22 protein-coding genes are annotated in these 22,982 nt (G+C 59.0%); 3 read left to right on the top strand and 19 right to left on the bottom strand.

Annotated features, from left to right (window positions below; genetic code table 11):
• On the top strand, positions 1-1,419 hold the full coding sequence (locus JL015_RS09690) for an FAD-dependent oxidoreductase (protein WP_201018315.1): 1,419 nt from the start codon (positions 1-3) through the stop codon (positions 1,417-1,419).
• Between the two features lie 232 nt (positions 1,420-1,651).
• Positions 1,652-2,716, top strand: a complete 1,065-nt coding sequence (hemE, locus tag JL015_RS09685; protein WP_201018314.1) for a uroporphyrinogen decarboxylase — start codon at positions 1,652-1,654, stop codon at positions 2,714-2,716.
• A 70-nt stretch (positions 2,717-2,786) separates the two neighbouring features.
• On the opposite strand, the gene JL015_RS09680 is transcribed toward hemE, so the two are convergent.
• From JL015_RS09680 to JL015_RS09670, 3 genes are all read right to left on the bottom strand, one after another.
• Positions 2,787-3,428: a retron system putative HNH endonuclease gene (locus JL015_RS09680; protein WP_201018313.1), complete on the bottom strand. Its 642-nt coding sequence runs from the start codon at positions 3,426-3,428 to the stop codon at positions 2,787-2,789.
• Positions 3,425-4,693, bottom strand: a complete 1,269-nt coding sequence (locus JL015_RS09675; RefSeq protein WP_201018312.1) for an AAA family ATPase — start codon at positions 4,691-4,693, stop codon at positions 3,425-3,427. The genes JL015_RS09680 and JL015_RS09675 overlap by 4 nt, the downstream gene beginning before the upstream one ends.
• Before the next feature lie 77 nt (positions 4,694-4,770).
• The gene (locus tag JL015_RS09670; protein ID WP_201018311.1) at positions 4,771-6,024 is read right to left on the bottom strand and encodes an MFS transporter; all 1,254 of its coding nucleotides are present in this window, start codon (positions 6,022-6,024) and stop codon (positions 4,771-4,773) included.
• Between the two features lie 117 nt (positions 6,025-6,141).
• On the opposite strand from JL015_RS09670, the gene JL015_RS09665 reads away from it, so the two are divergent.
• On the top strand, positions 6,142-7,026 hold the full coding sequence (locus tag JL015_RS09665) for a LysR family transcriptional regulator (RefSeq protein ID WP_201018310.1): 885 nt from the start codon (positions 6,142-6,144) through the stop codon (positions 7,024-7,026).
• A 76-nt stretch (positions 7,027-7,102) separates the two neighbouring features.
• Here JL015_RS09665 and JL015_RS09660 read toward each other — a convergent pair whose 3' ends face one another.
• The 16 genes from JL015_RS09660 to JL015_RS09585 are packed head-to-tail and all read right to left on the bottom strand — an operon-like array spanning position 7,103 to position 22,973.
• Positions 7,103-7,525: a hypothetical protein gene (locus JL015_RS09660; RefSeq protein ID WP_201018309.1), complete on the bottom strand. Its 423-nt coding sequence runs from the start codon at positions 7,523-7,525 to the stop codon at positions 7,103-7,105.
• 26 nt (positions 7,526-7,551) lie between these two features.
• Positions 7,552-8,778, bottom strand: coding sequence for a beta-ketoacyl-ACP synthase (locus JL015_RS09655; protein WP_201018308.1), 1,227 nt, complete (start codon positions 8,776-8,778; stop codon positions 7,552-7,554).
• Entirely contained in the window at positions 8,778-9,506 is a 729-nt protein-coding gene (fabG, locus tag JL015_RS09650; protein ID WP_201018307.1) for a 3-oxoacyl-ACP reductase FabG, read from the bottom strand. Before fabG ends, JL015_RS09655 begins: the two co-directional genes overlap by 1 nt.
• The gene (locus JL015_RS09645) at positions 9,503-9,958 is read right to left on the bottom strand and encodes an ApeP family dehydratase (RefSeq protein WP_201018306.1); all 456 of its coding nucleotides are present in this window, start codon (positions 9,956-9,958) and stop codon (positions 9,503-9,505) included. Before JL015_RS09645 ends, fabG begins: the two co-directional genes overlap by 4 nt.
• Positions 9,955-11,151 (bottom strand): beta-ketoacyl-[acyl-carrier-protein] synthase family protein, encoded by a 1,197-nt coding sequence (locus JL015_RS09640; protein ID WP_201018305.1) that lies wholly within the window; start codon positions 11,149-11,151, stop codon positions 9,955-9,957. Before JL015_RS09640 ends, JL015_RS09645 begins: the two co-directional genes overlap by 4 nt.
• Entirely contained in the window at positions 11,148-11,630 is a 483-nt protein-coding gene (locus JL015_RS09635; protein ID WP_201018304.1) for a hypothetical protein, read from the bottom strand. The genes JL015_RS09640 and JL015_RS09635 overlap by 4 nt, the downstream gene beginning before the upstream one ends.
• Positions 11,627-12,361: a class I SAM-dependent methyltransferase gene (locus tag JL015_RS09630; protein WP_201018303.1), complete on the bottom strand. Its 735-nt coding sequence runs from the start codon at positions 12,359-12,361 to the stop codon at positions 11,627-11,629. The genes JL015_RS09635 and JL015_RS09630 overlap by 4 nt, the downstream gene beginning before the upstream one ends.
• The gene (locus JL015_RS09625) at positions 12,358-13,605 is read right to left on the bottom strand and encodes an NAD(P)/FAD-dependent oxidoreductase (protein WP_201018302.1); all 1,248 of its coding nucleotides are present in this window, start codon (positions 13,603-13,605) and stop codon (positions 12,358-12,360) included. Before JL015_RS09625 ends, JL015_RS09630 begins: the two co-directional genes overlap by 4 nt.
• Positions 13,592-14,764, bottom strand: coding sequence for a sodium:proton antiporter (locus JL015_RS09620; RefSeq protein ID WP_201018301.1), 1,173 nt, complete (start codon positions 14,762-14,764; stop codon positions 13,592-13,594). Before JL015_RS09620 ends, JL015_RS09625 begins: the two co-directional genes overlap by 14 nt.
• Positions 14,761-17,082 (bottom strand): MMPL family transporter, encoded by a 2,322-nt coding sequence (locus JL015_RS09615; RefSeq protein WP_201018300.1) that lies wholly within the window; start codon positions 17,080-17,082, stop codon positions 14,761-14,763. Before JL015_RS09615 ends, JL015_RS09620 begins: the two co-directional genes overlap by 4 nt.
• Positions 17,066-17,677: an outer membrane lipoprotein carrier protein LolA gene (locus JL015_RS09610; RefSeq protein ID WP_201018299.1), complete on the bottom strand. Its 612-nt coding sequence runs from the start codon at positions 17,675-17,677 to the stop codon at positions 17,066-17,068. Before JL015_RS09610 ends, JL015_RS09615 begins: the two co-directional genes overlap by 17 nt.
• Positions 17,674-18,099, bottom strand: coding sequence for an acyl-CoA thioesterase (locus tag JL015_RS09605; protein ID WP_201018298.1), 426 nt, complete (start codon positions 18,097-18,099; stop codon positions 17,674-17,676). The genes JL015_RS09610 and JL015_RS09605 overlap by 4 nt, the downstream gene beginning before the upstream one ends.
• The gene (locus JL015_RS09600; RefSeq protein WP_201018297.1) at positions 18,089-19,636 is read right to left on the bottom strand and encodes an HAL/PAL/TAL family ammonia-lyase; all 1,548 of its coding nucleotides are present in this window, start codon (positions 19,634-19,636) and stop codon (positions 18,089-18,091) included. The genes JL015_RS09605 and JL015_RS09600 overlap by 11 nt, the downstream gene beginning before the upstream one ends.
• A complete protein-coding gene (locus JL015_RS09595) occupies positions 19,617-20,561 on the bottom strand; it encodes an LpxL/LpxP family acyltransferase (RefSeq protein ID WP_201018296.1) in 945 nt (314 codons plus the stop codon). The genes JL015_RS09600 and JL015_RS09595 overlap by 20 nt, the downstream gene beginning before the upstream one ends.
• Complete coding sequence (locus JL015_RS09590) at positions 20,558-21,292, bottom strand: glycosyltransferase family 2 protein (protein WP_201018295.1); 735 nt, start codon at positions 21,290-21,292, stop codon at positions 20,558-20,560. The genes JL015_RS09595 and JL015_RS09590 overlap by 4 nt, the downstream gene beginning before the upstream one ends.
• The gene (locus JL015_RS09585) at positions 21,285-22,973 is read right to left on the bottom strand and encodes an acyl-CoA synthetase family protein (protein ID WP_201018372.1); all 1,689 of its coding nucleotides are present in this window, start codon (positions 22,971-22,973) and stop codon (positions 21,285-21,287) included. Before JL015_RS09585 ends, JL015_RS09590 begins: the two co-directional genes overlap by 8 nt.
• Positions 22,974-22,982: the final 9 nt, after the last annotated feature.

Here is a 22,982-nt window from a genome sequence, read left to right as displayed (position 1 = left end):
ATGGCTGAACGTCTCAGTAACGACTTCCAGTTCATCGATGTCGGGCGTAAAGATCCGAAGAAGAAGCTGCTGCGCCAGCGCAAGAAAGAGTTCGTGGAGATCTACGAACCTTTCAAGCCCCAGCAGTCGGCCGATCAGGCTCACCGTTGCCTTGGTTGCGGTAACCCGTATTGCGAGTGGAAGTGCCCGGTACACAACTTCATCCCCAACTGGCTGAAACTGGTGTCCGAAGGCAATATCCTGGCGGCCGCCGAGCTGTCGCACCAGACCAATACCCTGCCGGAAGTCTGCGGCCGCGTATGTCCGCAAGACCGTCTGTGCGAGGGTGCCTGCACCCTCAATGACGGTTTTGGTGCCGTCACCATCGGTTCGGTCGAGAAGTACATCACCGACACGGCGTTCGCCATGGGCTGGCGTCCGGACATGTCCCGCGTCGTGCCGACCGGCAAGCGCGTCGCGATCATCGGCGCAGGCCCGGCTGGCCTGGGTTGTGCCGATGTTCTGGTACGTGGCGGCGTGACGCCGGTGGTCTTCGACAAGAACCCGGAAATCGGCGGTCTGCTGACCTTCGGTATTCCCGAGTTCAAGCTTGAGAAAAGCGTATTGAGCAATCGCCGTGAAGTGTTCACCGGCATGGGTATCGAGTTCCGCCTCAATACCGAAGTCGGCAAGGACGTCACCGTCGATCAACTGCTTGAAGAGTTCGATGCCGTGTTCATGGGTATGGGAACCTACACCTACATGAAGGGCGGTTTTGCCGGTGAAGAGCTGCCGGGCGTACACGATGCGCTCGACTTCCTGATTGCCAACGTCAACCGCAATCTGGGCTTCGAGAAGTCGCCGGAAGATTTCGTCGACATGAAAGGCAAGAAAGTTGTGGTTCTGGGCGGTGGTGACACCGCGATGGACTGCAACCGTACGTCGATCCGTCAGGGCGCCAAATCGGTGACTTGCGCTTATCGTCGCGACGAAGAAAACATGCCGGGTTCGCGCAAGGAAGTGAAGAACGCCAAGGAAGAGGGCGTGAAGTTCCTCTACAACCGCCAGCCAATCGCCATCGTTGGTGACGGCAAGGTTGAAGGTGTGAAAGTGGTCGAGACTCGCCTTGGCGAGCCTGACGCCCGCGGTCGCCGCAGCCCTGAGCCGATTCCGGGCTCCGAAGAAATCATCCCGGCAGATGCCGTGGTCATCGCTTTCGGTTTCCGTCCAAGCCCGGCGCCATGGTTCGAGCAGTTCGGCATCAACACCGACAGCCAGGGCCGCGTTATTGCCCCGGAACAGGCGAAATTCAAGCACCAGACCAGCAACCCGAAAATCTTCGCGGGCGGCGACATGGTGCGCGGCTCCGACCTCGTGGTCACCGCAATCTTTGAAGGCCGTAATGCGGCTGAAGGGATTCTGGATTATCTGGGCGTCTGATGGCGGCAGCTTCAAGTTGTAAGCTACAAGCTACAAGCTACAAGCTACAAGCTACAAGCTACAAGCTACAAGCTACAAGCGGTAAGCAAAGGCAGGCTTTTCTGCTTCTAGCTTGCCGCTTAAAGCTTGCAGCTTAAAGCTGATCACCCCAATAGAGAAAAGAAACGGCTCTTGCCGTGCCTTTTGTGTCGAGCTCTGAGAAAATGCCCGCACTTTTTTTGCGGATGCCGACATGACTGCCCTGAAGAACGACCGTTTCCTTCGTGCCCTGCTCAAGCAACCCGTAGACGTCACGCCTGTCTGGATGATGCGTCAGGCCGGTCGCTACTTGCCTGAATACCGCGCCAGCCGCGCCAGGGCGGGGGATTTCATGAGCCTGTGCAAGAACGCCGAATTCGCTTGTGAGGTCACGTTGCAGCCTCTGGATCGTTACCCGCTGGATGCTGCGATCCTGTTCTCCGATATCCTCACCGTTCCCGATGCAATGGGCCTGGGCCTGTATTTCGAGACGGGCGAAGGCCCACGCTTCAAGAAAACTGTCAGCACTCTGGCCGACATCGAAGCCCTGCCGATTCCCGATGCACAGCAAGACCTGGGTTATGTGATGAATGCGGTCAGCACCATCCGTCGCGAGCTTAATGGTCGCGTCCCGCTGATCGGTTTCTCTGGCAGCCCATGGACGCTGGCCACTTATATGGTCGAAGGCGGCTCCTCGAAAGACTTCCGCAAATCCAAGGCCATGCTTTATGAGAACCCGCAGGCCATGCACCTGCTGCTCGACAAGCTGGCGCAGTCGGTGACTTCGTACCTCAATGGCCAGATCCTGGCGGGCGCTCAGGCAGTGCAGATCTTCGATAGCTGGGGTGGCAGTCTGTCCGCAGCGGCTTATCAGGAGTTCTCGCTGGCCTATATGCGCAAGATCGTCAGTGGCCTGATTCGCGAGCACGACGGCCGCAAGGTTCCGGTCATTCTGTTCACCAAGGGTGGCGGTCTGTGGCTGGAAAGTATCGCCTATGCCGGCGCCGATGCACTGGGCCTGGACTGGACCTGCGACCTTGGCGAAGCCCGTCAGCGCGTCGGTAACAAGGTTGCGCTGCAAGGCAACATGGACCCGACCGTCCTCTATGCACGCCCTGAAGCCATCCGTCAGGAAGTGGCCCGCATTCTGGCTAGTTACGGCAGCGGCACCGGCCACGTCTTCAACCTCGGCCACGGCATCACCCCTGAAGTCGACCCGGCCAATGCGGGCGCCTTTATTGAAGCCGTACATGAGCTTTCGGCGCAGTATCACCAGTAATTCGTTATTGCGGTCATGAAAACGCCCGGTTTTTGCCGGGCGTTTTCATGTGCAGGCATGCGGTTCGTTATTACGGCAGCAATTGCTCTGCATAACGTGCAATCACATGATCGAAGGCTATCTGTTTGTCATTGGTTGCCGAGCGTAGTGCGCTAACGATTTTCTGTAGCTCCATATCGCTGACATCATCCAGGAACTGGTCATCGAAGACTTTTCTTATGGCTGCCTGCCGTCGTTGGTTCAGGTAAGCGATATCAAGGGCAAGTTTCTCGATCATTTTTGCCGCTGCCAGGTCTGTGACGTGTGCTTCCTGAATTACGCCCGTCAGCAGGTAGCGGAAACGTTGCTCACAGTTTTTATCTGTTGGTGCGATGTGCAGGTTTTCATCGAACCAGTTGCTCTTGTGATGGCCGCAGTGCAGCGGGTTTCCCGGCTTGGTTTCTCGCAGGCAGGATGCATGGAGATTTTTATATTCCAGGGCCAGAGGGCCGTAATCCTCTTGTGGCCTGAAATGTTCGATGTGGCTGCTATCGAGGCCTATCTCTGTGCCGCAGTAACAGCAAAAGAAGTTTTGCTCTTCCAGCAAGCTGTTATGCAAATCCCGTTTTTGCGGGTTTTGCAGGATTGGGTAAGTGGGTGTCCAATCCTCGTTTGCGCTGGCCTTCCATTGGGTAAACGAAGCAGGTTCAGTTCCTTTGACTACACGCTTCATCGACCAATGATCTCCTTGCGCCTGAGCAACGCTTCAGCACCCGCATACTCGGGTAGGTCGGGTGCTTTTTTCTTTAGTGCCTTGAGTTGTTGCCTGGCCTTTTCGAGTTCGTTGTTTTCCAGAGAGGTAAACATCTCGTTGAGTAGCTCTTCGATCTCAGGCAGGCGCTGCTCTACGCCCATGACCTCCGCCAGGATGCTGCTGGAGTCCAGCCCATAGGTCACTCTTGGATGAGAGCTGTCGCCGTTATGCAGCAGAATGACTTCTTCTGGTTGCAGGCTGCCGATGACTTGGGGGGAATGGCTGGTGGCAATGAATTGTACTTTCGGGAACGCTTTTTTGAGCGTAGGGGCAATATTGCGTTGCCAGGCTGGGTGAAGGTGTATGTCCAACTCATCGATAATCACGATGCCATTGGTGTTCTCCAGAACATCTTTACCCATCTGTGGATTAAGGATGCACATCCGGCGCGCAATATCGGCTATCAGAGCAATCAAACTGCGCTGCCCATCACTCAGATCTTGGAACGGGACGGTCTTGCCTGGCCCCATATCTACTACCAGACTTTGCAGCCTCAAGTCATATCTGAGGTCGAGCGCATCTGGAAGTGCAAGCCGTATCGCCTTGTTCACCCACTTGAGTTCATCATCGGGCTCGCTGTTAGAGTGCGAGTCCAAGCGGTCCTGAAGACGTTCTAGGGTTCTGGCAATCAACCAGCTTTCAAAGTCGCGTAGATCGGCTACGGCGTCGAACCAGTTCAGGTAGCCATCGAAACGGGATATTTTCTGTTGTGCCGAAAACTCTGCCGATACGTTGGCGCTTTTCCACCGGCGATTGGCGCGATAAAAAGCCAGTACCGGTAGATCGATACGCTCACCCGCATTCCACTTGGAATGTACTTCTTCCATATGCTTGAGGAATGATGGGTTGATACCTGCTTCCCAGATATCAGCCAGCTTTATCGCTCCCCAGTCCGGAAGGCCAAAAATATCACCCTCGGCTTTTATGAAAACAGGAAGTTTGCGTTCAAACCGGCTTCGCCCTTCGTATTTATCAATAGCGAAGCGAACATCTTCGGCAGGTAAGTTATTTTCGTCACATCCCATCGAGTTGCCAAACGGCACAAGAGACACCGCCACCCCTTGCAACAACGACGTCTTCCCACTCCCATTGACCCCAACCACGAGGTTGAACCCCGGCTGGAAGTCAAAGCGGGCATCTTCGTAACAACGAAAATTCTGTAGGTGGAGATGGTCGAGGCGCATGCTGGTTTCCTTTACCAAGTCTGGCAGATGCGCCAGTGTACCTTGGCTTGCCGTGTCTGCCAGCGTTCAGTCTGTGTCTAGACCTTTGCCGCCAGCGGCTGCAACCTCGACAGCCGCAAGGCTACGCCCAGTGCGATCAGCAGCAGTGTGCCAATAAACAGCCCGATGCCATTCCAGCCTGCGTAATGCCAGAACACGCCACCGCCGGTTCCGGCCACGCTTGAGCCGGCGTAATAGCAGAACAGATACAGCGAAGTGGCCTGGCCTCTGGCTTTGACGGCTCTGCGCCCGACCCAACTGCTGGCGAGCGAATGAGCGCCGAAGAAGCCGAAGGTGAAGATCAAGACACCGACAATGATGACTGCCAGCGGGGTGAACAGGGTCAGGGCCAGGCCGATCAGCATCATGACGATCACTGCCCACAGCACTTTGCGCCGCCCCAGTCTGTCGCCCAGTGCGCCGATCTGTGCGGAGCTGTAGATACCCGACAGGTAAACCACCGAGAACACGCCCACCACCGCCTGGCTCAGGTTGTAGGGTTCGGTCAGCAGGCGATAGCCGATGTAGTTGAAGAGGGTGACGAACGCGCCCATCAGCAGAAAGGCGAGCAGAAACAGCAACGGCAGCCCGGCATCGCGAAATTGTACGACGAAGCCGTCCAGCAGGCTGCGCGGATGCAGCGAGCGGGGCTGGAAGTTGCGGGACTCGGGCAGGATTCTCCAGAACACAGCTGCTGCAATCAGTGCCATACCGCCGACCACCAGCATCGCGGTATGCCAGCTTACGTAATCGATCATCACCCCGGTAATCAGCCGTCCGCTCATGCCGCCGACGGCGCTACCGCCGATATAAAGCCCCATGGCCAGGCCAAGGTGCATCGGATGGATTTCCTCGCTGAGGTAAGTCATGGCCACCGCCGCCAGCCCGCTGAGCGACAGGCCGACCAGAGCGCGGGTGATGAGTACGCCTTCCCAACTGGGCATCAGGGCGCTGGCAATGGTCGAGATGGCTGCGCAGAACAGCGCCAGCACCATCACTGGCTTGCGTCCCAGCCGGTCGGAAATCGGTCCGGTGATCAACAGGCCAATGGCGAGCATCGCCGTCGCAACCGACAGGATCAGGCTGCTTTGCGCTGCATTGATCGAGAACTCCTGGGACAACAGCGGCATCATCGGTTGCACGCAATACAACAGGGCGAAGGTTGCGAATCCACCAGCGAACAGTGCCAGCACCGTTCTTGTGAACGCCGGTGTGTTCTTTTCGATATAGCTGTCGCCTGCGGCAGCTGTGGGCTGTTGTTCAGTGGAGAGCGGGGCAGCGGCAGGGTTCACGATGGACCTCGGGGGTGCGGCAGGCATGTAATGAAAAAAGCATATAGCGCTGAAATCATTCAATCCAATATATTGTTCGACCTGTTTGATATGTAAAACGACTTGATCGGAGGCCGCATGGAATTGCGCCATTTGCGTTACTTCATCGCGGTTGCCGAAGAGCTGCATTTCGGACGTGCCGCTCAAGTGCTGGGTATTTCCCAGCCACCGCTGAGCCAGCAGATTCAGACGCTGGAGCAGGAGCTTGGCGCGCGCTTGTTCGATCGCACCAACCGACGGGTGCAACTGAGCGAGGCCGGGCGGCTGTTTCTCGAAGAGGCTCGTGGCGTACTGGCGCAGGTCGACAAGGCCGCCGATGTGGCGCGCCGGGCGCAACTGGGTGAGCTTGGGGAGTTGAAAATCGGTTTCACGGCCTCTGCACCTTTTACGTCCAGCATCCCGCAGGCGATCTTCGCCTTTCGCCAGACCTACCCGGCTGTACACCTGGCCTTGAAGGAAATGACCAGCAAGGATGTGTCCGAGCAACTGGAGGACAAGTCGATACAGGTCGGCATCATGCGTCCGCTTGCCTTGCCGGATTCATTGGTGTCTTTCGAGCTGCTGCGTGAACCGCTGGTAGCGATCATGCGTTCTGACCATCCTTTGGCCGCGGGCAGCGAGCAGGGGCTTTATATGTCGGAGCTGGCTGCCGAGCCGTTCGTGTTTTTCCCTCGTACTTACGGCAGCGGTTTGTACGCTCAGATACTGGAGTTGGCGCGAGAAGCCGGTTTCAGCCCCTTGATTACCCAGGAGGCTGGAGAGGTAATGACCATCATCGGGCTGGTGGCGGCAGGCCTTGGCGTGACGGTTCTGCCCGCTCCCTATCAGCGAATGCGCATCGAAGGCGTGGTCTATAGAACCTTGCTGGACCCGGCGGCAACCAGCGCGGTGTGGCTGGTACAGAGAAAGGATGAACAGTCACCAATGGCCAAGGCGTTCTTTGAGCTGGTGACTGGCCGGTAGATACCGTCTTGCCCCGTCGCGGGCAAGCCCCCTCCCACAAGGATTTGCGTTCATCCTGCGCCAGATCATCACGTCGTCATTGACGATGCCCCGCATTGAAGTCCTGGATGCCTGGATTGATCGACAGCTCCTTGAGGATTCTTTCACGCAGCAGGTTGATCCAGCGGTTGTAGTTACGGTGGATCTGGCCGTCCTTGTAATCCAGGCCGGTACTGCTGCGGTAGTCGATTTCAAACGAGGTCGGGGTGTACGGAATATCGACTTCGGCATGATGACGGCCCCGCACGGTGATAGCGGCCTTGATCATCCCCGGTTTGACCGATTGCACGACCCATTGGCGGTCATTGAGTGCAGTAACGATTGCACGGCTCATCTGCTCGTTGCTGAAACCCATCTCGCTGGCGAAGTTTTCCTTGGCGTTGTACACCGGCTTGCTGGTACAGCCCCCGAGCAGCAAGGCCAAGGCCATCAAGGCGACGATGCGGTGGATCAGATTCATTCCCTTTACTCCGTAGGTAGATCGGTTTAGTGCCAGCGGCGGAAGATCAGCGAAGTATTGACCCCGCCAAACGCAAAGTTGTTGTTCATCACATACTCGTTGCTCATCTGCCGGGGTTCGCCGATCAGGTAATCCAGTTCGCCACATTGAGGGTCGATGCTGTCGAGGTTGAGCGTGTGGATGTAACGGTCGCGTTTGAGCATTTCGATGCTGAACCATGATTCCAGAGCCCCACAGGCTCCGAGCGTGTGACCGAAAAAGCTCTTCTGCGAGCTGATCGGCATGCGCGGGCCAAAGAGGCTGCTGGTCGCCAGGGTTTCGGCGATATCGCCCTGTTCGGTCGCAGTGCCATGGCCGTTGACGTAGCCGACAGCCTCGGGTGGCAGGTTGGCGTCCTCCAGAGCCAACTCCATGGCGCGACGCATGGTGATCTGCTCCGGGCGTGTGCTGTGGGCACCATCGGCATTGCTGCCGAAACCGACGATTTCGGCATGGATATGTGCGCCTCGGGCCAGCGCATGCTCAAGCTCTTCGAGCACCATCATGCCGGCGCCTTCACCAATCACCAGCCCGTCGCGGCCGCTGTCGTAAGGCCTTGGACTGGTGTGTGGTGCGTCGTTTTTCAGGCTGGTGGCGTACAGCGCATCAAAGACCATAGCTTCGGTGGGGCACAGTTCCTCCGCGCCACCCGCCAGCATCAGCGGCAAGCGCCCGAACTTGATCGCCTCATAGGCATAGCCGATGCCCTGGCTGCCGCTGGTGCAGGCACTGGATGTCGGGATCAAACGTCCGGTCAGGCCGAAGAAGATGCTTATATTGGCGGCTGTGGTGTGGGGCATCATCCGCACATAGGAGTTGGCGTTCAGCCCCTCTGCCACGGAGTTGAGCAGCATGTTGCCGAACGCTTTTATATCGTCGGTGCTGCCCGTGGATGAGCCACATGCGGTGCCCATGCGCCCGTCGCGAATGATCGGGTCGTTCAGTAATCCTGCATCGATCAGGGCTTTTTCCGATGCGCTCACCGCCAGACGCGATACCCGCCCCATGCTGCGCAACTGCTTGCGTGTCCAGTGTTCGGGGACCGCGAAGTCATCGACAGGCCCGGCCAGTCGGGTATTGAGTTCGGGGAAACGATCCCACTCGCCCATGCGCCGGATGCCACTGCGATTGGCAGTAAAGTTGGCTTCGATGCTGGCCCAGTCGCTGCCCAGTGAAGTAATGCCGGACATGCCGGTAACGACAACGCGCTTCATCAGCACAAGCCTCCGTTGACGGCCAGGACCTGGCGAGTGATGTAAGCGGCCTCTGCGGACATCAGGAAGTTCACCGCGCCTGCAACCTCTTCAGGCGTGCCCATGCGCTGGGCCGGGATCATTTTCATCAGTTCGTCCACCGGAACGTTTTCGTCCAGCATGGCTGTATCGATCAGGCCCGGCGCGACGCAGTTGACGGTGATCTTGCGTTTGCCAAGCTCGATGGCCAGAGCCTTGGCTGCGCCGATCAGGCCTGCCTTGGATGCGCTGTAATTGACTTGTCCGCGATTGCCGATCAGGCCGGAAACCGAAGTGATGCACACAATCCGGCCTGCGGCACGACGGCGAATCATCGGCATCATGACCGGGTGCAGCACGTTGTAGAAACCGTCGAGGTTGGTGCGCAGTACCTGATCCCAGTCTTCTTCGCTGAGAGCCGGAAAGGCGCCATCGCGAGTCAGGCCAGCGTTGAGCACCACGCCATAATAGGCGCCATGGGTTTCAACATCCTGTTCGAGAATTGCCTTGCAGGCGGCACGATCGGAAACATCGAATTGCAGAACGCGGGCCTGACGACCCAGCGCGATGATTTCTGCCTGTACGGCTTCGGCTTCACTGCGACCGCTGCGGCAATGCAGGACCAGGTCATATCCGGCCTGGGCCAGACGCAATGCAATGGCGCGGCCTATTCCACGGCTGGAGCCGGTGACCAGTATCGATTCAGTCATGCCAGGGCTCCTTCGGTCAGGTATTGGGCAGCATTGGGTGGGCAATAGACGCTAAGGCGGGCAAAGGCCTGGATGTCCGGGCCGGTCAGGTTGCATTCAAAGACACCCATGCCGCTTTCGTCCTGCAATGAGCGTGTTGCATGGATCTCCAGTTCGCTGCCTGCCGGGAAATGCCCGACATTGCATTCGAACTTCCGGCTGCCGAGCAGGAAGCCCAACTGGACGGGTTCGCCCTGCAGACGGGCCTGACAACCGGCATAGGCCGCAACACTCTGGGCCATCAGCTCTACGCCGACCCAGGCAGGAAGGCTGCCGTCCGGCTGGCTGAACAAGCCATCGGGGCGCACGGTTACTCGTGTCTGGATCTGTTCTTCGTCAAAGCTCAAGACCTGATCGATAAGGATCATGTCGGCAGCATGGGGGATCAACTCGGCGAGCGGCCAATCGATCATGGGGCATCTCCGATAATCAGGCTGATGTTGTTACCGCCGAAGGCAAAGGAATTGCTCATCAGGTAGCGAGAGTCAGTGGGCGACAGATGCGCTCCGGGCAATGTCCATTGCAACGCAGGCAACAATGGATCGGCCTGGCCGTCCCACAGATGCGGAGGCAAGGCGTGTTCGCTGTTCTGCGGTGCCAGTGTGAGCCAGCAGAACGCTATTTCCAGGGCTCCGGCGGCACCGAGGGTATGGCCGCTGAGCGGTTTGGTCGAGGAGCAGGGAACGCCGTCGGGGAATACCGCATGCACGGCCAGGCTTTCCATGGCGTCATTGTGCTGGGTCGCTGTGCCGTGCAGGTTCAGATAACCGATTTGCTGCGCAACGAGTTGTGCATTGTCCAGTGCCTGTTGCATGGCTTCCCGGGCCCCACGACCGCTGGGTTCGGGCGCGGAGATGTGGTGAGCGTCGCAACTGGCGCCGGCACCAAGCAGGGCAATCGAGTGTGTGCCGCTGGCTTCACGGGTCATGAGAAACAGGACTGCCGCTTCGCCGATATTGATGCCGTCGCGGTTGATGGAAAAGGGATTGCAGCGTCGTTGTGATACGGCTTCCAGTGCCGAAAAGCCGTTGAGCGTCAGCTTGCAGAGGCTGTCCACGCCACCACACAGAACGGCATCGCACAGACCCATGTCCAAAGCCCGCCGTGCGCTGAGCAAGGCGCGTGCGCTGGATGTACAGGCGGTGGAAATCACGTAGGCCGGGCCGCGCAATTGTAACCAGGACGCCAGAAAGGTCGCTGGCGCCCCCAGTTCCTGCTGCTGATAGTCGTAATGCTCGGGAAAGCTCTGGTCGCGTAACCAGGTTGCCATGCTGCTACTGGCTTCGTCGATGCCTGAAGTGCTGGTGCCCAGAATTACCCCGATACGCTCGGCACCATAGCGTTCGATGGCCTGGCGAATATCGTCTTCGATCTGCAGCGCGGCAGTCAGCAGCAACTGATTGTTGCGGCTGCCCTGTGAGCTTAATGACGCCGGGATGGGAGCCAGTGCATCTTTGATCGCACCGACGGGCAATACCCGATCAGGCACCCAACCGCTTTCTGCAACCATCCCGCAGCTGTCGGCGGCAAACAGCTTGCGCGATACCTCTTCAGGACCATTGCCCAAGGCACAGATCAGCCCCATGGCATTGAGGTAGGCAGTCATTGTGGCGTCTCGACATTCAAGGGGGTGATTTCATAACTCAGCCCTTCCTTGAGCTTCAGCGTAAAGACATTGGCAGAGCGATAGTCGACCCGCCAGCGGTCATCGAGGCGGCGCTGCATCTGTTGGCTTTGCGCAGCAGGATAACTGATGGGCAGATTTTCGTGCGGCGTCATGGCAAAGAGCAGTGCCGCGAACAGCTCACGCGCCTCAGGGTTCGGGGGCAGCAGACCATCGGCCTGCCACTTGCCCTCAATCAACAGCTGGCGCGCTTGTGGAATGCCCAGCGGGTCCATCAGGGACCAGCGCAGCCCTGCCTGTTCACGCTGGATGATCAGCAGCCAGTCCTGGCGCTGATCGGCCTGTTCACGCTGAATGTGCAGTTGCATCGGCAACTGCAACTCCGGCATGACTGCGGGCAGCGGTGCCTGGCTGGCGCAGCCGCCGAGCAGCAGAAGCACGAAAAACCATACGCGGATCATGACGTCTCGCCGTTCAGCGGCTTGCGGGCCACGACATTGACCAGGGTTTCTTCGCGCTGCCCGAACGGTTTGGGTTTGCGCAGCTTCAAGCGCTCCAGCAAGCCGAAATCCCTGGAGCGGCTCCACCACAGATAGGGATACGAGACATTTTTCGCTTCAAACTCGAAACCCTGGCCGCGAATCATCTCCAGATACTGCTCAGCGCTTTTCTGCACATGCATCGGGTGGCGAAACAGCCAGCGGATCACCCAGGTATCGATATAGGCCTCGGTGGACTCGGCGAACAGTAGATAACCGCCCGGCTTCAGCACGCGATAGAACTCGGCAATGGATTTTTCCTGCTCGACCAGATGATGAAAGGTCTGGTGGCAGAACAGCATGTCGACGCTGGCATCCGGCAGTTGCAGAGCGGCGCAATCACTGCCGATCAACTCGATATCGATGCCCTGGCGGCGAGCCTCTGCATGGCTCATGTCCAGACTGTGAGGGTCGGCGTCCACGCCCAGCAAGCGTGAAGGTGCGAATACCTGACGCAGGTACTGGAATGACTTGCCTTGCCCGCAACCGGCATCGAGTAGCACCGGTGCTTCAGGCGGCTGGTCATTGAACAGCGTGCGCAAATCATTGATGGCAACCCGCAGGACGTGATGTTGCCAGGTGTGGCTGCGCAGGAACCAGAAACCGAAACGGGTTTCTTCTACATAGCTGTCGCTCAGAAATGGCTGGTTCATGAAGCTTTACTCGAACAGAACTCGGCCAGCATCCGTAACCGACGTTTGGACTCGCTGACAAAGGGATTGTGTTCGTCCCAGGCATAGCCAGCCAGGATTGCGCTGATCATGCGGCGGATTTCAGGGGTGCTGTGGGGGTAGAAAATGACGTCCTGGAAACTGTTGTCATACCAACCTTCGACATAGGCGCGGAAGGTGTCGACGCCGCGTTTGAGCGGGATGGCGAACCCGGTTTCCCAGTCCACGCTTTCGCCTTGCAACTGCCGGCTCAACAGGTTTGCGGCCATGCTTGCCGAGCGCATGGCAATGGTCACGCCGGACGAGAACACCGGGTCGAGAAATTCCGCCGCGTTGCCCAGCAGTGCGAAGCCTGGGCCGTGCAGGGTTTTGACGTTAGCCGAGTAGCCGCCAATGGTCCGTGCCGGAGTATCCCAGACGGCATTTTTCAGCACATTCTTGAGTTGTGGCGTTTCATCGACGAATGCTTGCAGGCAGGCGTCCAGGTCCTGCGGTTTGTCCTTGAAGCGTTCAGCCGAAGCCACCACGCCCAGGGAGCAGCGGCCATTGCTGAACGGAATCGACCAGAACCAGACATCCCGGTGCTCAGGGTGAATGCTGATCAGGATCTTTTCGCGGTCGAAGGGCGGGCTTTCGATATGGTCTTCGATGTGGGTGAATACGGCTTGGCGTACCGGGAAGCCAGACGGTGCTTCAAGGTCGAGCAGGCGCGGCAGTACGCGACCATAGCCGCTGGCATCGAGCACGAACAGAGCCCGCACGCTGTATTCGCTGCCGTCTTCACGACGAACGTTCAGCGTCGGTTGCGGGCCGCTGAAGTCGACGTTGATGATTTCCTGTAGATAGCGGATTTCGACGCCTTGCAGCGCTGCCTGATCGGCCAGCAGCTTGTCGAATTCGGCGCGCTGCACTTGAAAGGTCGTGGGTTTGCCGTTGCTGAATGTGTCACCGAAATCGAAATCGCTGTATTGCTCACCGAAAGCAAAGGCAGCACCGTTTTTCTTCTGGAAACCGGCCGCTTCGACCGCTTCGAGCATTCCGGCTTCTTCAACGAAGTCCAGGCAATGGGAGAGCAGGCTTTCACCAATGGAGAAGCGTGGAAACAACTGGCGTTCGATGATCAGAACGTCATGGCCCTTGCGTTTGAGCAAAGCGGCGGCGATAGCACCGGCAGGGCCGGCACCAATGACGACAACCTGCCGGTTTTCCATATCAGTGATGGGCACAAGAGTTCCTTATCGGTTGGTCGGTTGTAAGGGAAGACGGCAATGGCTTACGCCCCATGCCAGCCAGTGCGGGCATGAGGGTCGCCAGCAGGCTCATCAGCATCAGCGCGAAATACAGCGCCGGGCTGATGAGTTGCTGTTGCAGCAGAAGGTTGAGAAAAACGATCTCGCTCAGCCCGCGGATATTCAGCAGTACGCTTTCGCGCCAGCGGCTTGCACCTGCAAAAGAGGGCGGAGCCCAGCGCAGGCCGATCCAGTTTCCCAGCATCTTGCTGACGATGGGCACGACGATCAGCGCGCCCAGTTGCAGCCAGCTCAAGGTGCTCATGGCGCTGTGGATATTGATTTGCACAATGCCGAAGATCAGCAGCAACGGGATTGCCAACTGGTTCTGCAAACGCTTGAACACGGTTGCAGACAACGGCAGCGTCCAGGTTTGCCCCAGGCGTGACATGCACAGCAGATAGCCAATGCCAAAGATCAGCGCGTTGAGTTTGTAATGTTCTGCTACCACCAGCAGCGCGAAGAAGGTCACGCTATAGAGCAACGGCTGGCGCAGGCCCAGCAGGCGAAACAGCAAGGGAATGCAGGCTCCCAGCAACGGCAGTAACAGGCTGGCGGGTTTCAGGCTGCCCTGGCCCAGGGCGAACAGGCTCCAGCAGGCCAGATCGATAAGGATCGCGGTTTGTACCAGACGGCGTGTCGCCTGGGGCGGGTAGCCGATGTGTTGCAGGTAGAGATAAAGCACCGGGATCGCGGTGATGGCGAACACCAGCCCAATCGCCAGCGAACTGAGCCAGGACTGATCCGGCAACAGCCATAGCGCACAGGCCAGACCTGTCAGGAAGGGCACCAGAAAGCTTGGTATTGCCACTTTCAGGCTGTGCCGGTCCAGTCTGGCGTCGATGACATCACTGAGGATATGCCCCAGGACTATCGCGAAGGCCAGGCCGTACAAGGTCTTGAGCCATACCGGCGATACCAGTTGCGCGCCGCTCAGTTGCCAGTGCGGCTCTATCCAGAACAACATCAACAGCGGCAAGCCAAAGGTTGCCAGCAGCAACTGGCTGACGATAGGAATCAGGCCCAGTCGCTGACCCGCCCAGGTTGCCAGGGCAAAGGCCAATAGCGCCATCAGCCAGAACAGAAGGATCATCACGAGCGATGCTCCTTCTTCGGACTTGCCCAGGGCGCAAGGATGAAACTGAAAGCCAGCCCAAGGCTGACGGACAGTCCGAAATTGCTGATTGCCGGTGTGCTGGATATCGCCAGCAGGCCGAACGAGAGCCAGGTGGTGATAGCCGCCAGCAGAGTGCCCAGCAGACTGACGGCGGCGCCACCAATCTGTTCGCGCATGAGAATGGCGTAATCGACACTGATCGCCGTAACCAGCAGCAGGCCGAACAGGCTGAAGAGAGTCAGCGGCTGACCGAGCCAGCCCAGACTTGCCAGGCTGCACAGGGCCGCCAGCAAGGGCAGGGCGACAATGCGCAAGGCACCGTTCAGGCCGAATGGCACGATCAACAACAGGACGATCAAGACGCAGGACAGCAGCTTCAGCTCGGCAGCGCTGATCTGGGTGGCAGCGAATACGCTATTGAGCTCGCCCAGACGATCCACGAGTTGTACACCTTCCAGCCCTTGCGCCTGAACCCGTAACAGAGCGGGGTTGTTCAGCCCTCGCAAACTCACGATGGCAGCCACGCCATCATCGTTATGGCCAAGCCAGAGCGTACGCCAGGGCTCGCTGAGCGGGCCTGTCAGCGCGAGGTCGATATCTTGTGTCGGCAGCGTTTGCAGTCGACTCAGTTCGGTTTGCAAGGCGCTGGCCGGAACGCCCAGTTGAACCAGAGGCTGCCAAAGCGGCTCCAGCCTGGAGAGTGCGTTACGTGTGGCCTCTTGATCGGCAGGCGATGCAACCAGTTGATTGAGCGCCATGTACCCCTGCAACTTGCCCACATTGACCAACTGATCGAGCCGTTGCATGAGGTCTGATTGTCGGTCCAGCAATTGCTGCTCGTCCTTGCCGCGAACAAGAAAGAACTGGCTGGTGGGCTGGTAGCCGGTGATGCGCGCAATGGCCTGGGCTTCGTCCGTTAATGCCTGAGGAGCCGAGACCCATTGGCGGATGTCGTTGCGGGTGGTCAGTTGCCAAAGCCCCGTTGCACAGAACGCCATCAGCGCCGCCAGCAGGACAGGTGTACTCACGCGCCGTAACAAGGCTGCGCGGCAATCGAGCATGTGCTGTGCCAGAGCAAGAGGCCATTGCGCCGGCCGTATTTCGACCTTGGCGAGCAACGCAGGCAACAGGCAGACCGCTGTGAGATAGGCCCCGATCAGACCGGCTGCCGAGAACACGGCGATTTGTGTCAAGGCCGGAAAGGGTGTCCAGGCCAGGGCCAGATAACCAATGCAACTGGTGATCAGGCTCAGGCTCAGGCCGGGTAATGTGAGGCGCAAGGCAGGCCAACTGCGCCATGGCTTCAGGCTCCAGCTCTTGGACAGATAATGCAGCGGGTAGTCCACGGCGACGCCGATCAGGCTGGAGCCAAGCACCAGCGTCATCACATGCATGCTGCCGAAGAACGCCACACAGGCCACGGCACCGAACAGCATGCCTACCAGCACTGGCACGAATGCCAGAAGTACTTTCCAGCGACGGAAAGCCAGCAACAGCAGTAACAGAATGCCCAGCGTGGCACCGCCACCTACCCAGGTAATCTCCCGGCTGGCTTGCTTCTGGCCATTGGCGGCATACAACAGGCCGCTGGCTGCGAGTAGCTGGCCATCGGCCTGTTTTGCCTGCTCGCGAGCAGTGTCCAACAGGCTTGCGACCTGAGTGGGCAGGTGCATGTCGAATGCATCGCTGCGAGTGCGTGAGCGCAGCAATACCCAGCTTTTGTCATCGGCCACCGCAATCAATGCGCCGCTGGCAAGATCCGGCTGGACCGAGCCTTGTTTCGGCAGCCCGTTCTGAATTCGTCCAGTCAGGCCCAGCCAGTCGTCCTGGCCCGATACCAGGCTGAAACCGGCAAATGGATCGAACAGGCTTTGTACGCGCTGCTCGATGAATGCCTGTGGATCGTTGATCAACTGGTTACGGTCTGTGTCTGGCAACATTGCCAACCGGCCCTGCAACAGTTGATTGCGCAAGGCAGGCAGATCCGCTTGCAGAGTCCACTGCACTTTCTCGAACAGCCCGCTGGCTTGCCATTGTTCGCTTAATCGACGAGCGAGTTCGATGGCCTGCTGGCTATCGGCATGCCCGACCAGTACCAGCATTTCCCGATTGAGCGGTTCCTGCATACGCTGTTCGGCACGCAATACCAATGCATCGGTGTTGGTGCCGGGGACCAGCTCCATGAGGTTGGCCGACAGCGGCGAGCGGTCATGCCACTGCCACCCGGCCAGGGCCAGAACGCCCGCCAGAATCAGCAGGAACAGGCGCGGCAGCAGGCGCTCAGTTGACGAAGTCATTGCGCTGCACATCGGTCAAGGCCTGGGAGCTGCTGCTGTCGAGCATTTTCAGGACCGTGCTGTCGCCTTGGGTTTCCAGTAGTTCGATGCGTTGCACCAGTTCACCACCGTCGATATTGATCTGCTTGAACACTTGTTGCAGCAGCAGCGAGCGCGGGATGAGTGTGAGGTGCCAGGCCTGTGCATCGCCTTTCAATTGCAGCTCGAAGTCCCGTTGCAGGCCGCTGCTGTCGCCTTGCAATACGGCGAGAAAAAGACGGTTCTGCTCGGCTCCTGCGCTTTTGCCCGGCAGGAGTTTCCATGGGCCGCTGCCCGGCGTTTCACGGCGAGCGATACCGGCAGTCGTGATGCGGTAATCCTGTTTCAGTGGCGTCTCCAGCAGCCAGAGCAAGCCGAATTCTCTGGACAGGACGAAGCGGCCTTTGCTGAGCAAGGGGTTCGGCAGTGCGCGCAGGTGTTTTTCCTGAACGAAGTTGCCTTGTACCACGACAGGTTTGGCCAACTGATCGCTCAGTTGCTGTAGATCGAACGCCAGAGCCAGTGACGGCAGGCACATCAGACCGAGCAGGCACAACGCCCGCATAGCACGGTTCATGGCAGGGCCTTTTGAATGGCGTCGATAAAGACCTGAGGTGAAGCCAGTTGCATCTCGCGGCTTTCCACATGCACGGCGACCTGCACGGTACTGGCGCGTGTCATGCGCTCCCCGGTGACTGCATCGGTGATCAGGTAGTTGATCTTCAGACGGTTTTCCCACTCCACCAGACTGGCGCGCACGATCAGTTTCTGACCGAATACGGCACCACGCATGTAGCGCAATTGCAGGTCGATCACGGGCCAGCCATAACCGGATTCAAGCATGTGGGCGTAGTTGTGGCCGATATGGTCCAGCAACGCACAGCGAGCGATTTCCAGGTATTTGACGTAGTGGCCGTGCCAGACGATGTTCATCATGTCGACATCGAAAAATGGCACCAACACTTCAGTGTCGACGTGAATGAAACCCTTACTGCGCATGTAACCTCCAGTGGCGGTTGGCGATGTGCTTCAGGCACAGGCGCAGCTCGGCTTCCAGCGCTCGGTCTTCGATGACCGGCGGGAAGTCACGTGCCAGTTGTTCGTGCATGGCTGCCAGGGCCGGTGGCAATGCACGTGCGTCATCTGCCTGGCTGCGCAGCCAGACCCCTTGATTGGCGGCGATCAGCGTAGCGGCGGCGACTTGCTCGGTCAGTTCCAGTACCCGAATGGCATCCCTGGCAGCAATCGTGCCCATGCTGACCTTGTCCTGGTTATGGCATTCGGTCGAGCGCGAGAACACGCTGGCGGGCATGGTGTTTTTCAGGGCTTCGGCGGTCCAGGCGCTGGCACCGATCTGTACGGCCTTGAAGCCATGATTGAGCATGGCCCGTTCACTGCTGGCGCCGGACAGGTTGCTCGGCAGGCCGTGGTTGTAGCGAGTGTCCACCAACAAGGCCAGTTGCCGGTCCAGCAGGTCGGCGACGTTGGCAACCAGGGTTTTCAGGCTGTCCATGGCAAAGGCGATATGCCCGCCGTAGAAGTGCCCGCCATGCAGAACACGCTCGGCTTCTGCATCGATGATCGGATTGTCGTTGGCACTGTTGAGCTCGGTTTCGATGAACGAGCGCAACCAGTTCAGGCTGTCGGCCAGCACGCCCAGCACATGGGGCGCGCAACGCAGCGAGTAGCGATCCTGCAGGCGATGCAGCGGCGCGGTGGGCGCATCGATGGCCAGATCCTGACGCAGCCAGGCGGCGACTTGTGTCTGGCCCGGATGAGGTTTGGCGGCGAACAGGCGCTCGTCGAAATGCTCCGGGTTGCCTTGCAGCGCCACGACATTCAGGGCCGTGATACGGGTTGCCAGTTGCAGCAGGTAGTCGGCGCGGGCGAAAGCCAGGCAAGCCAGACCGGTCATGACGGCTGTACCGTTCATGAGTGCCAGTGCTTCCTTGGGTCTGAGTCTGAGGGGTTGCCAACCCAGTTCGCGATGCACATCGCTGGCCTGACGTCGCTCGCCACGGAACATCACTTCACGTTCGCCGGACAAGGTGGCTGCCACATAGGACAGGGGCGTCAGGTCACCGCTGGCCCCCACCGAACCTTCTTCCGGGATCAGCGGCAATACGTCGTGTTCGATGAAGGCTTGCAGGCGCTCCAGCAACTCGACACGCACGCCGGAAACCCCATGGCACAGCGACTGCAAGCGTGCTGCCAGTACGGCGCGGGTGGCTTGTGCATCCAGAAGCCTGCCCAGGCCACAGCCATGGAAGGTGTACAAATGACGGGGCAGGGCTTCGACATGTTGCAACGGCACGGCGACCACGCAGGAGTCACCGTAGCCGGTGGTGACGCCGTAAATCACACCTTCCTTGTCCAGCAGGGAATCAAGGAACTGCGCGCCTTTGGCGATGCGCTCCCGAAAGGCGCTGTCGTCTTGCAGGGCCGTAGGTGCCTGGCGATTGGCAAGGGCCAGAACGTCCTCGATACGCAGCGCGCGTTCGCCAAACGTGACTGTGTCAGGAGCTTGATTCGTCATCGGACTTCCAGAAAGGATAGAAATTGAACCACTGCTGTGGAGCCTCAAGGCAATAGTGCCCAAGGCGTTCGGCATACCGGCTGGCCCAATGGGCAATAACTTCTGCGCGGTCGCTGCGGCGCCATTGAACGGCGTCGGTGAAGGGTTCGAGAATCACTCGATAACCTTTCGGGCCTTTCAGGCAGAAAAACAGATTGACCGGGCATTTGAGCAGCCCGGCCAGCAACCATGGGCCTTGGGGGAAACTGGCCGGTTGCCCGAGGAAGTCAGCCTGCACGTTGCGTCCGCCATGCAGGGTGACGCGATCCCCGGCAATGGCCAGCCATTCGCCTTCGTCCAGGCGCTGGCTCAGTTGCAGCATGATTGCCGGGTCCAGCTCGCTGACCTGTATGAGGCGCAGGTTGGTTGCGCCGGCCTGCCCCAGCAGTCGATTGAAGCGCTCGGCGTGCTTGGTGTGGACCAGCACATTCATGGTGACCTTTTCGCCCAGCTCGGCCAGCGCACGGCAGACCTCAAGGTTGCCCAGATGGGCGCCGACCAGTAACTGGCCGCGTTCGCCTCGCAACTGATCGCGCAGATGCGCGGGGTCGATGATTTCAATCTGCTCGATCCCAAGCTTGCCGTTCCAGACATCAAGCTTGTCCAGCAAGGCATCGGCAAAGGCCATGAACTGCCCGAAAACCCGCCATTGGGTAGGGCGCAGTTCCGGCTTGCCGCTCCAGTCCGCCAGCCGTTGCTGGTATTCCCGGATACTGCGGCGAGCCCGGCGGCCAAACAGAAAGAAATACAGAACGATGCCGTACAAGACCGGGCTGAGCACGCGCCGCCCCAGCACACGCACGCCCCAGGCGGTGAGTTTCATCAGCAGGAAGCTGCCACGTTCTTCGTGGTTGGCCCAGTGCTGCTTCTGCGGGTTTTCGCTCATGGCCTCAACCGCCGCCAGAGGATCAGAGGCAGGCGCATCAGCATGCCGAAGAACAGCTTGGTGTGCATTTTGGAAATCAAGGCGTTGTCATGGAACAGACGGAAGTGAGAAAGCCCGTCCTGCGGGTAATGCACCCGAGTCGGCAGCCAGTACATCGGTTGCTTGCGCCATGACAGGCGCACCAGGATTTCCGGGTCGAAGTCCATGCGTTTGCCGACTTGCACGGAATCGATCAGTTTCAGTACAGGCGGCAAAGGATAGACCCGAAAGCCACACATCGAATCGCGAATCTGCAATGACAGGCTATTGATCCAGACCCACACATGGGTCAGGTAGCGTGCATACAGTCGGCCTTTCGGCACACTGGCGTCATACTCGGGATAGCCGCAGATGATGGCTTCCGGGTGGAGGCGCGAGTTGTCCAGAAACACCGCGACATCGCTCAGGTCATGCTGGCCATCGGCATCGACTTGCAACGCATGGCTGAAACCCAGTCGTGAGGCTTCCCGAAGCCCGGCCATGACCGCGCCGCCTTTGCCCTGATTGACCGACAGGGACACCAGAAAGACCTGATCGTTTTCAGCCAGAGATTGCAGAACCGCAGCACAACTCGGGCTGCTGGCATCGTCGACCAGAACGCACGGCAGACCGGCTGCGCGCAGTGCCTTGACGACATCGGGCACGGCCAGTTCATGGTCGAAGACCGGAATAACAGCGCAGGGGTTATGCATCCTGGCTGGCCTTCAAGAGAATTCTCCCGCTGGAGCAGGGGGCGTCGTCGGTATTGGTGAAAGCGAAATAGAGCTTGGAGCGTTCGGCATCGAAGCGCAGGGTCAGCTTGAGCTGGTCGCCCGGGCGAACCAGTTGCTGGAACTTGAGCACTTCAATGCCTGCAAATACAGGCGGAACAGCCAACAGTTGTTGGCCAAGATGCATCGCCCACTCGACTTGCACCACGCCGGGCAGCACCGGGATTCTAGGGAAGTGCCCGCTGAAATAAGCCAGATCCGGCGGTACCAGAAGGTGCAGATGCAATTCGGTATCGACGGTTTGTTGTTCCAGCAATTCTGGCTGCCTGGGGCGCTGGGCCATGAGCAATGCCTGGATTTGCGTCTGCGGGAGCTTGCCTTGGGCGTTGAACGGCAGTTGTCGCAGCAGGCGCCAGCGGCGCGGAAGAGCGATGGCTTCGCAGTGTGGGCTCAAATGTTGACGAAGGGCTTGCGTCAGTGCTCGGCGGCCCTGGTTGCGCAGCGCGTGCATCCCGGTTTGGCTCAGCACAATCAGGGCGCCCAGCGATGCCCGGCTTTCCTGGATGACTCCCAGGCGTGCCTCGTTGATCCACTCATGGCTCAACAGTGCTTCTTCCAGAAGCGGCAGGGAGATGCGTTTTTCTTCAAGCTTGACGATGCGGTCCAGACGTCCCAGCAGCTCGAAACGGCCATTTTCGTCAATGCGAGCAGCATCGGCAGTCTGTTCGAGATGATCGGGCGGCATATAGGGCGAACGAATGCACAGGGCACCGTCTTTGTTCTGGCTCAACTGCACGCCGTCGAACGTTTGCCAGAGGTCTTCGCCCTGACGCCAGGCGATCCCACCGGTTTCTGAGCTGCCGAGAATCTCGGTGGGCCATTTCCCCAGACGTTGATGCAGACCTTGTGCTGCATCTGTTGGTAGCGACCCGCCGGATGAAAACACTCGGCGTACGGCGCTCAGGCTGGCCCAGTCCAGGTTGTCGCCCATTCGTTTGAGCAGTGCCGGGCTGGCGACCCAGGCGAATGCCGGATATTCCCGGCTGGCACGTTGCAGGTCTTCCGGGAAAGGCAGTTGTTTGCGAACGAACGGTCGGGCTGCACACAAAGGCCACAGCACGCGAAACAACAAACCGTAGATATGTTGAGACGCCACGCTGCCGATGATGCAGGCTGAGCCCAGTTCCGCGCCCCAAAGCTGCTCCAGTGCTTCGACTTCATTGGCCAGTTGTCGCAGGCGCTTTTCGATCAGCTTGGGTTCACCACTTGAGCCCGAGGTACAAAGGTCCAGGCGGCACTCGTCCAGGTCCAGCGCCATGGGGGCAAGCGGTGTTGCGTCCTGTAATTCGCCTGGTTTTGTGTCGCCAGCCTGATCGGTCAGCCACATGTCTACATGCTTCACCCAGCGTTGGCGGGTCTGACCTTGCAGGTCGGCGGGCAGCAATACCTCTACATCTGCGCGCCAGGCACCGAACAGCGCAACGGCCAGTTCGCCTGCGTCCTCAAGGTGTACTGCCAGGCGTTTGATGTTCCGGGCCTGAAGCCCGGCAGCCAGACGCAATGCCTGTTCACAGAATTGTGCGTGGTTCAGGGCGGGCTCTTGCGTCAGCAGCCGATCCTTTGAGGGCTCAAGCAGCAGATTTTCGAGGTTTAACCAGTTCATGCGATCCAT

Origin of the sequence: Pseudomonas cichorii, assembly GCF_015471405.1 — a bacterium.
Classification (GTDB): domain Bacteria; phylum Pseudomonadota; class Gammaproteobacteria; order Pseudomonadales; family Pseudomonadaceae; genus Aquipseudomonas; species Aquipseudomonas serbiensis.
Note: the sequence above shows the minus strand (reverse complement) of the source record. Positions and strands in the feature narration are given on the sequence as shown.

Coding starts and splice junctions, on each gene's coding strand:
- JL015_RS09630 (WP_201018303.1), bottom strand. CDS start 12,361: ATGAACCAGCCATTTCTGAGCGACAGCTATGTAGAAGAAACCCGTTTC.
- JL015_RS09655 (WP_201018308.1), bottom strand. CDS start 8,778: ATGAAGCGCGTTGTCGTTACCGGCATGTCCGGCATTACTTCACTGGGC.
- JL015_RS09640 (WP_201018305.1), bottom strand. CDS start 11,151: ATGACTGCCTACCTCAATGCCATGGGGCTGATCTGTGCCTTGGGCAAT.
- JL015_RS09660 (WP_201018309.1), bottom strand. CDS start 7,525: ATGAATCTGATCCACCGCATCGTCGCCTTGATGGCCTTGGCCTTGCTG.
- JL015_RS09610 (WP_201018299.1), bottom strand. CDS start 17,677: ATGAACCGTGCTATGCGGGCGTTGTGCCTGCTCGGTCTGATGTGCCTG.
- JL015_RS09635 (WP_201018304.1), bottom strand. CDS start 11,630: ATGATCCGCGTATGGTTTTTCGTGCTTCTGCTGCTCGGCGGCTGCGCC.
- fabG (WP_201018307.1), bottom strand. CDS start 9,506: ATGACTGAATCGATACTGGTCACCGGCTCCAGCCGTGGAATAGGCCGC.
- JL015_RS09600 (WP_201018297.1), bottom strand. CDS start 19,636: ATGACGAATCAAGCTCCTGACACAGTCACGTTTGGCGAACGCGCGCTG.
- JL015_RS09690 (WP_201018315.1), top strand. CDS start 1: ATGGCTGAACGTCTCAGTAACGACTTCCAGTTCATCGATGTCGGGCGT.
- JL015_RS09590 (WP_201018295.1), bottom strand. CDS start 21,292: ATGCATAACCCCTGCGCTGTTATTCCGGTCTTCGACCATGAACTGGCC.
- JL015_RS09585 (WP_201018372.1), bottom strand. CDS start 22,973: ATGAACTGGTTAAACCTCGAAAATCTGCTGCTTGAGCCCTCAAAGGAT.
- JL015_RS09615 (WP_201018300.1), bottom strand. CDS start 17,082: ATGACTTCGTCAACTGAGCGCCTGCTGCCGCGCCTGTTCCTGCTGATT.
- JL015_RS09645 (WP_201018306.1), bottom strand. CDS start 9,958: ATGATCGATTGGCCGCTCGCCGAGTTGATCCCCCATGCTGCCGACATG.
- JL015_RS09665 (WP_201018310.1), top strand. CDS start 6,142: ATGGAATTGCGCCATTTGCGTTACTTCATCGCGGTTGCCGAAGAGCTG.
- JL015_RS09675 (WP_201018312.1), bottom strand. CDS start 4,693: ATGCGCCTCGACCATCTCCACCTACAGAATTTTCGTTGTTACGAAGAT.
- JL015_RS09605 (WP_201018298.1), bottom strand. CDS start 18,099: ATGCGCAGTAAGGGTTTCATTCACGTCGACACTGAAGTGTTGGTGCCA.
- hemE (WP_201018314.1), top strand. CDS start 1,652: ATGACTGCCCTGAAGAACGACCGTTTCCTTCGTGCCCTGCTCAAGCAA.
- JL015_RS09595 (WP_201018296.1), bottom strand. CDS start 20,561: ATGAGCGAAAACCCGCAGAAGCAGCACTGGGCCAACCACGAAGAACGT.
- JL015_RS09680 (WP_201018313.1), bottom strand. CDS start 3,428: ATGAAGCGTGTAGTCAAAGGAACTGAACCTGCTTCGTTTACCCAATGG.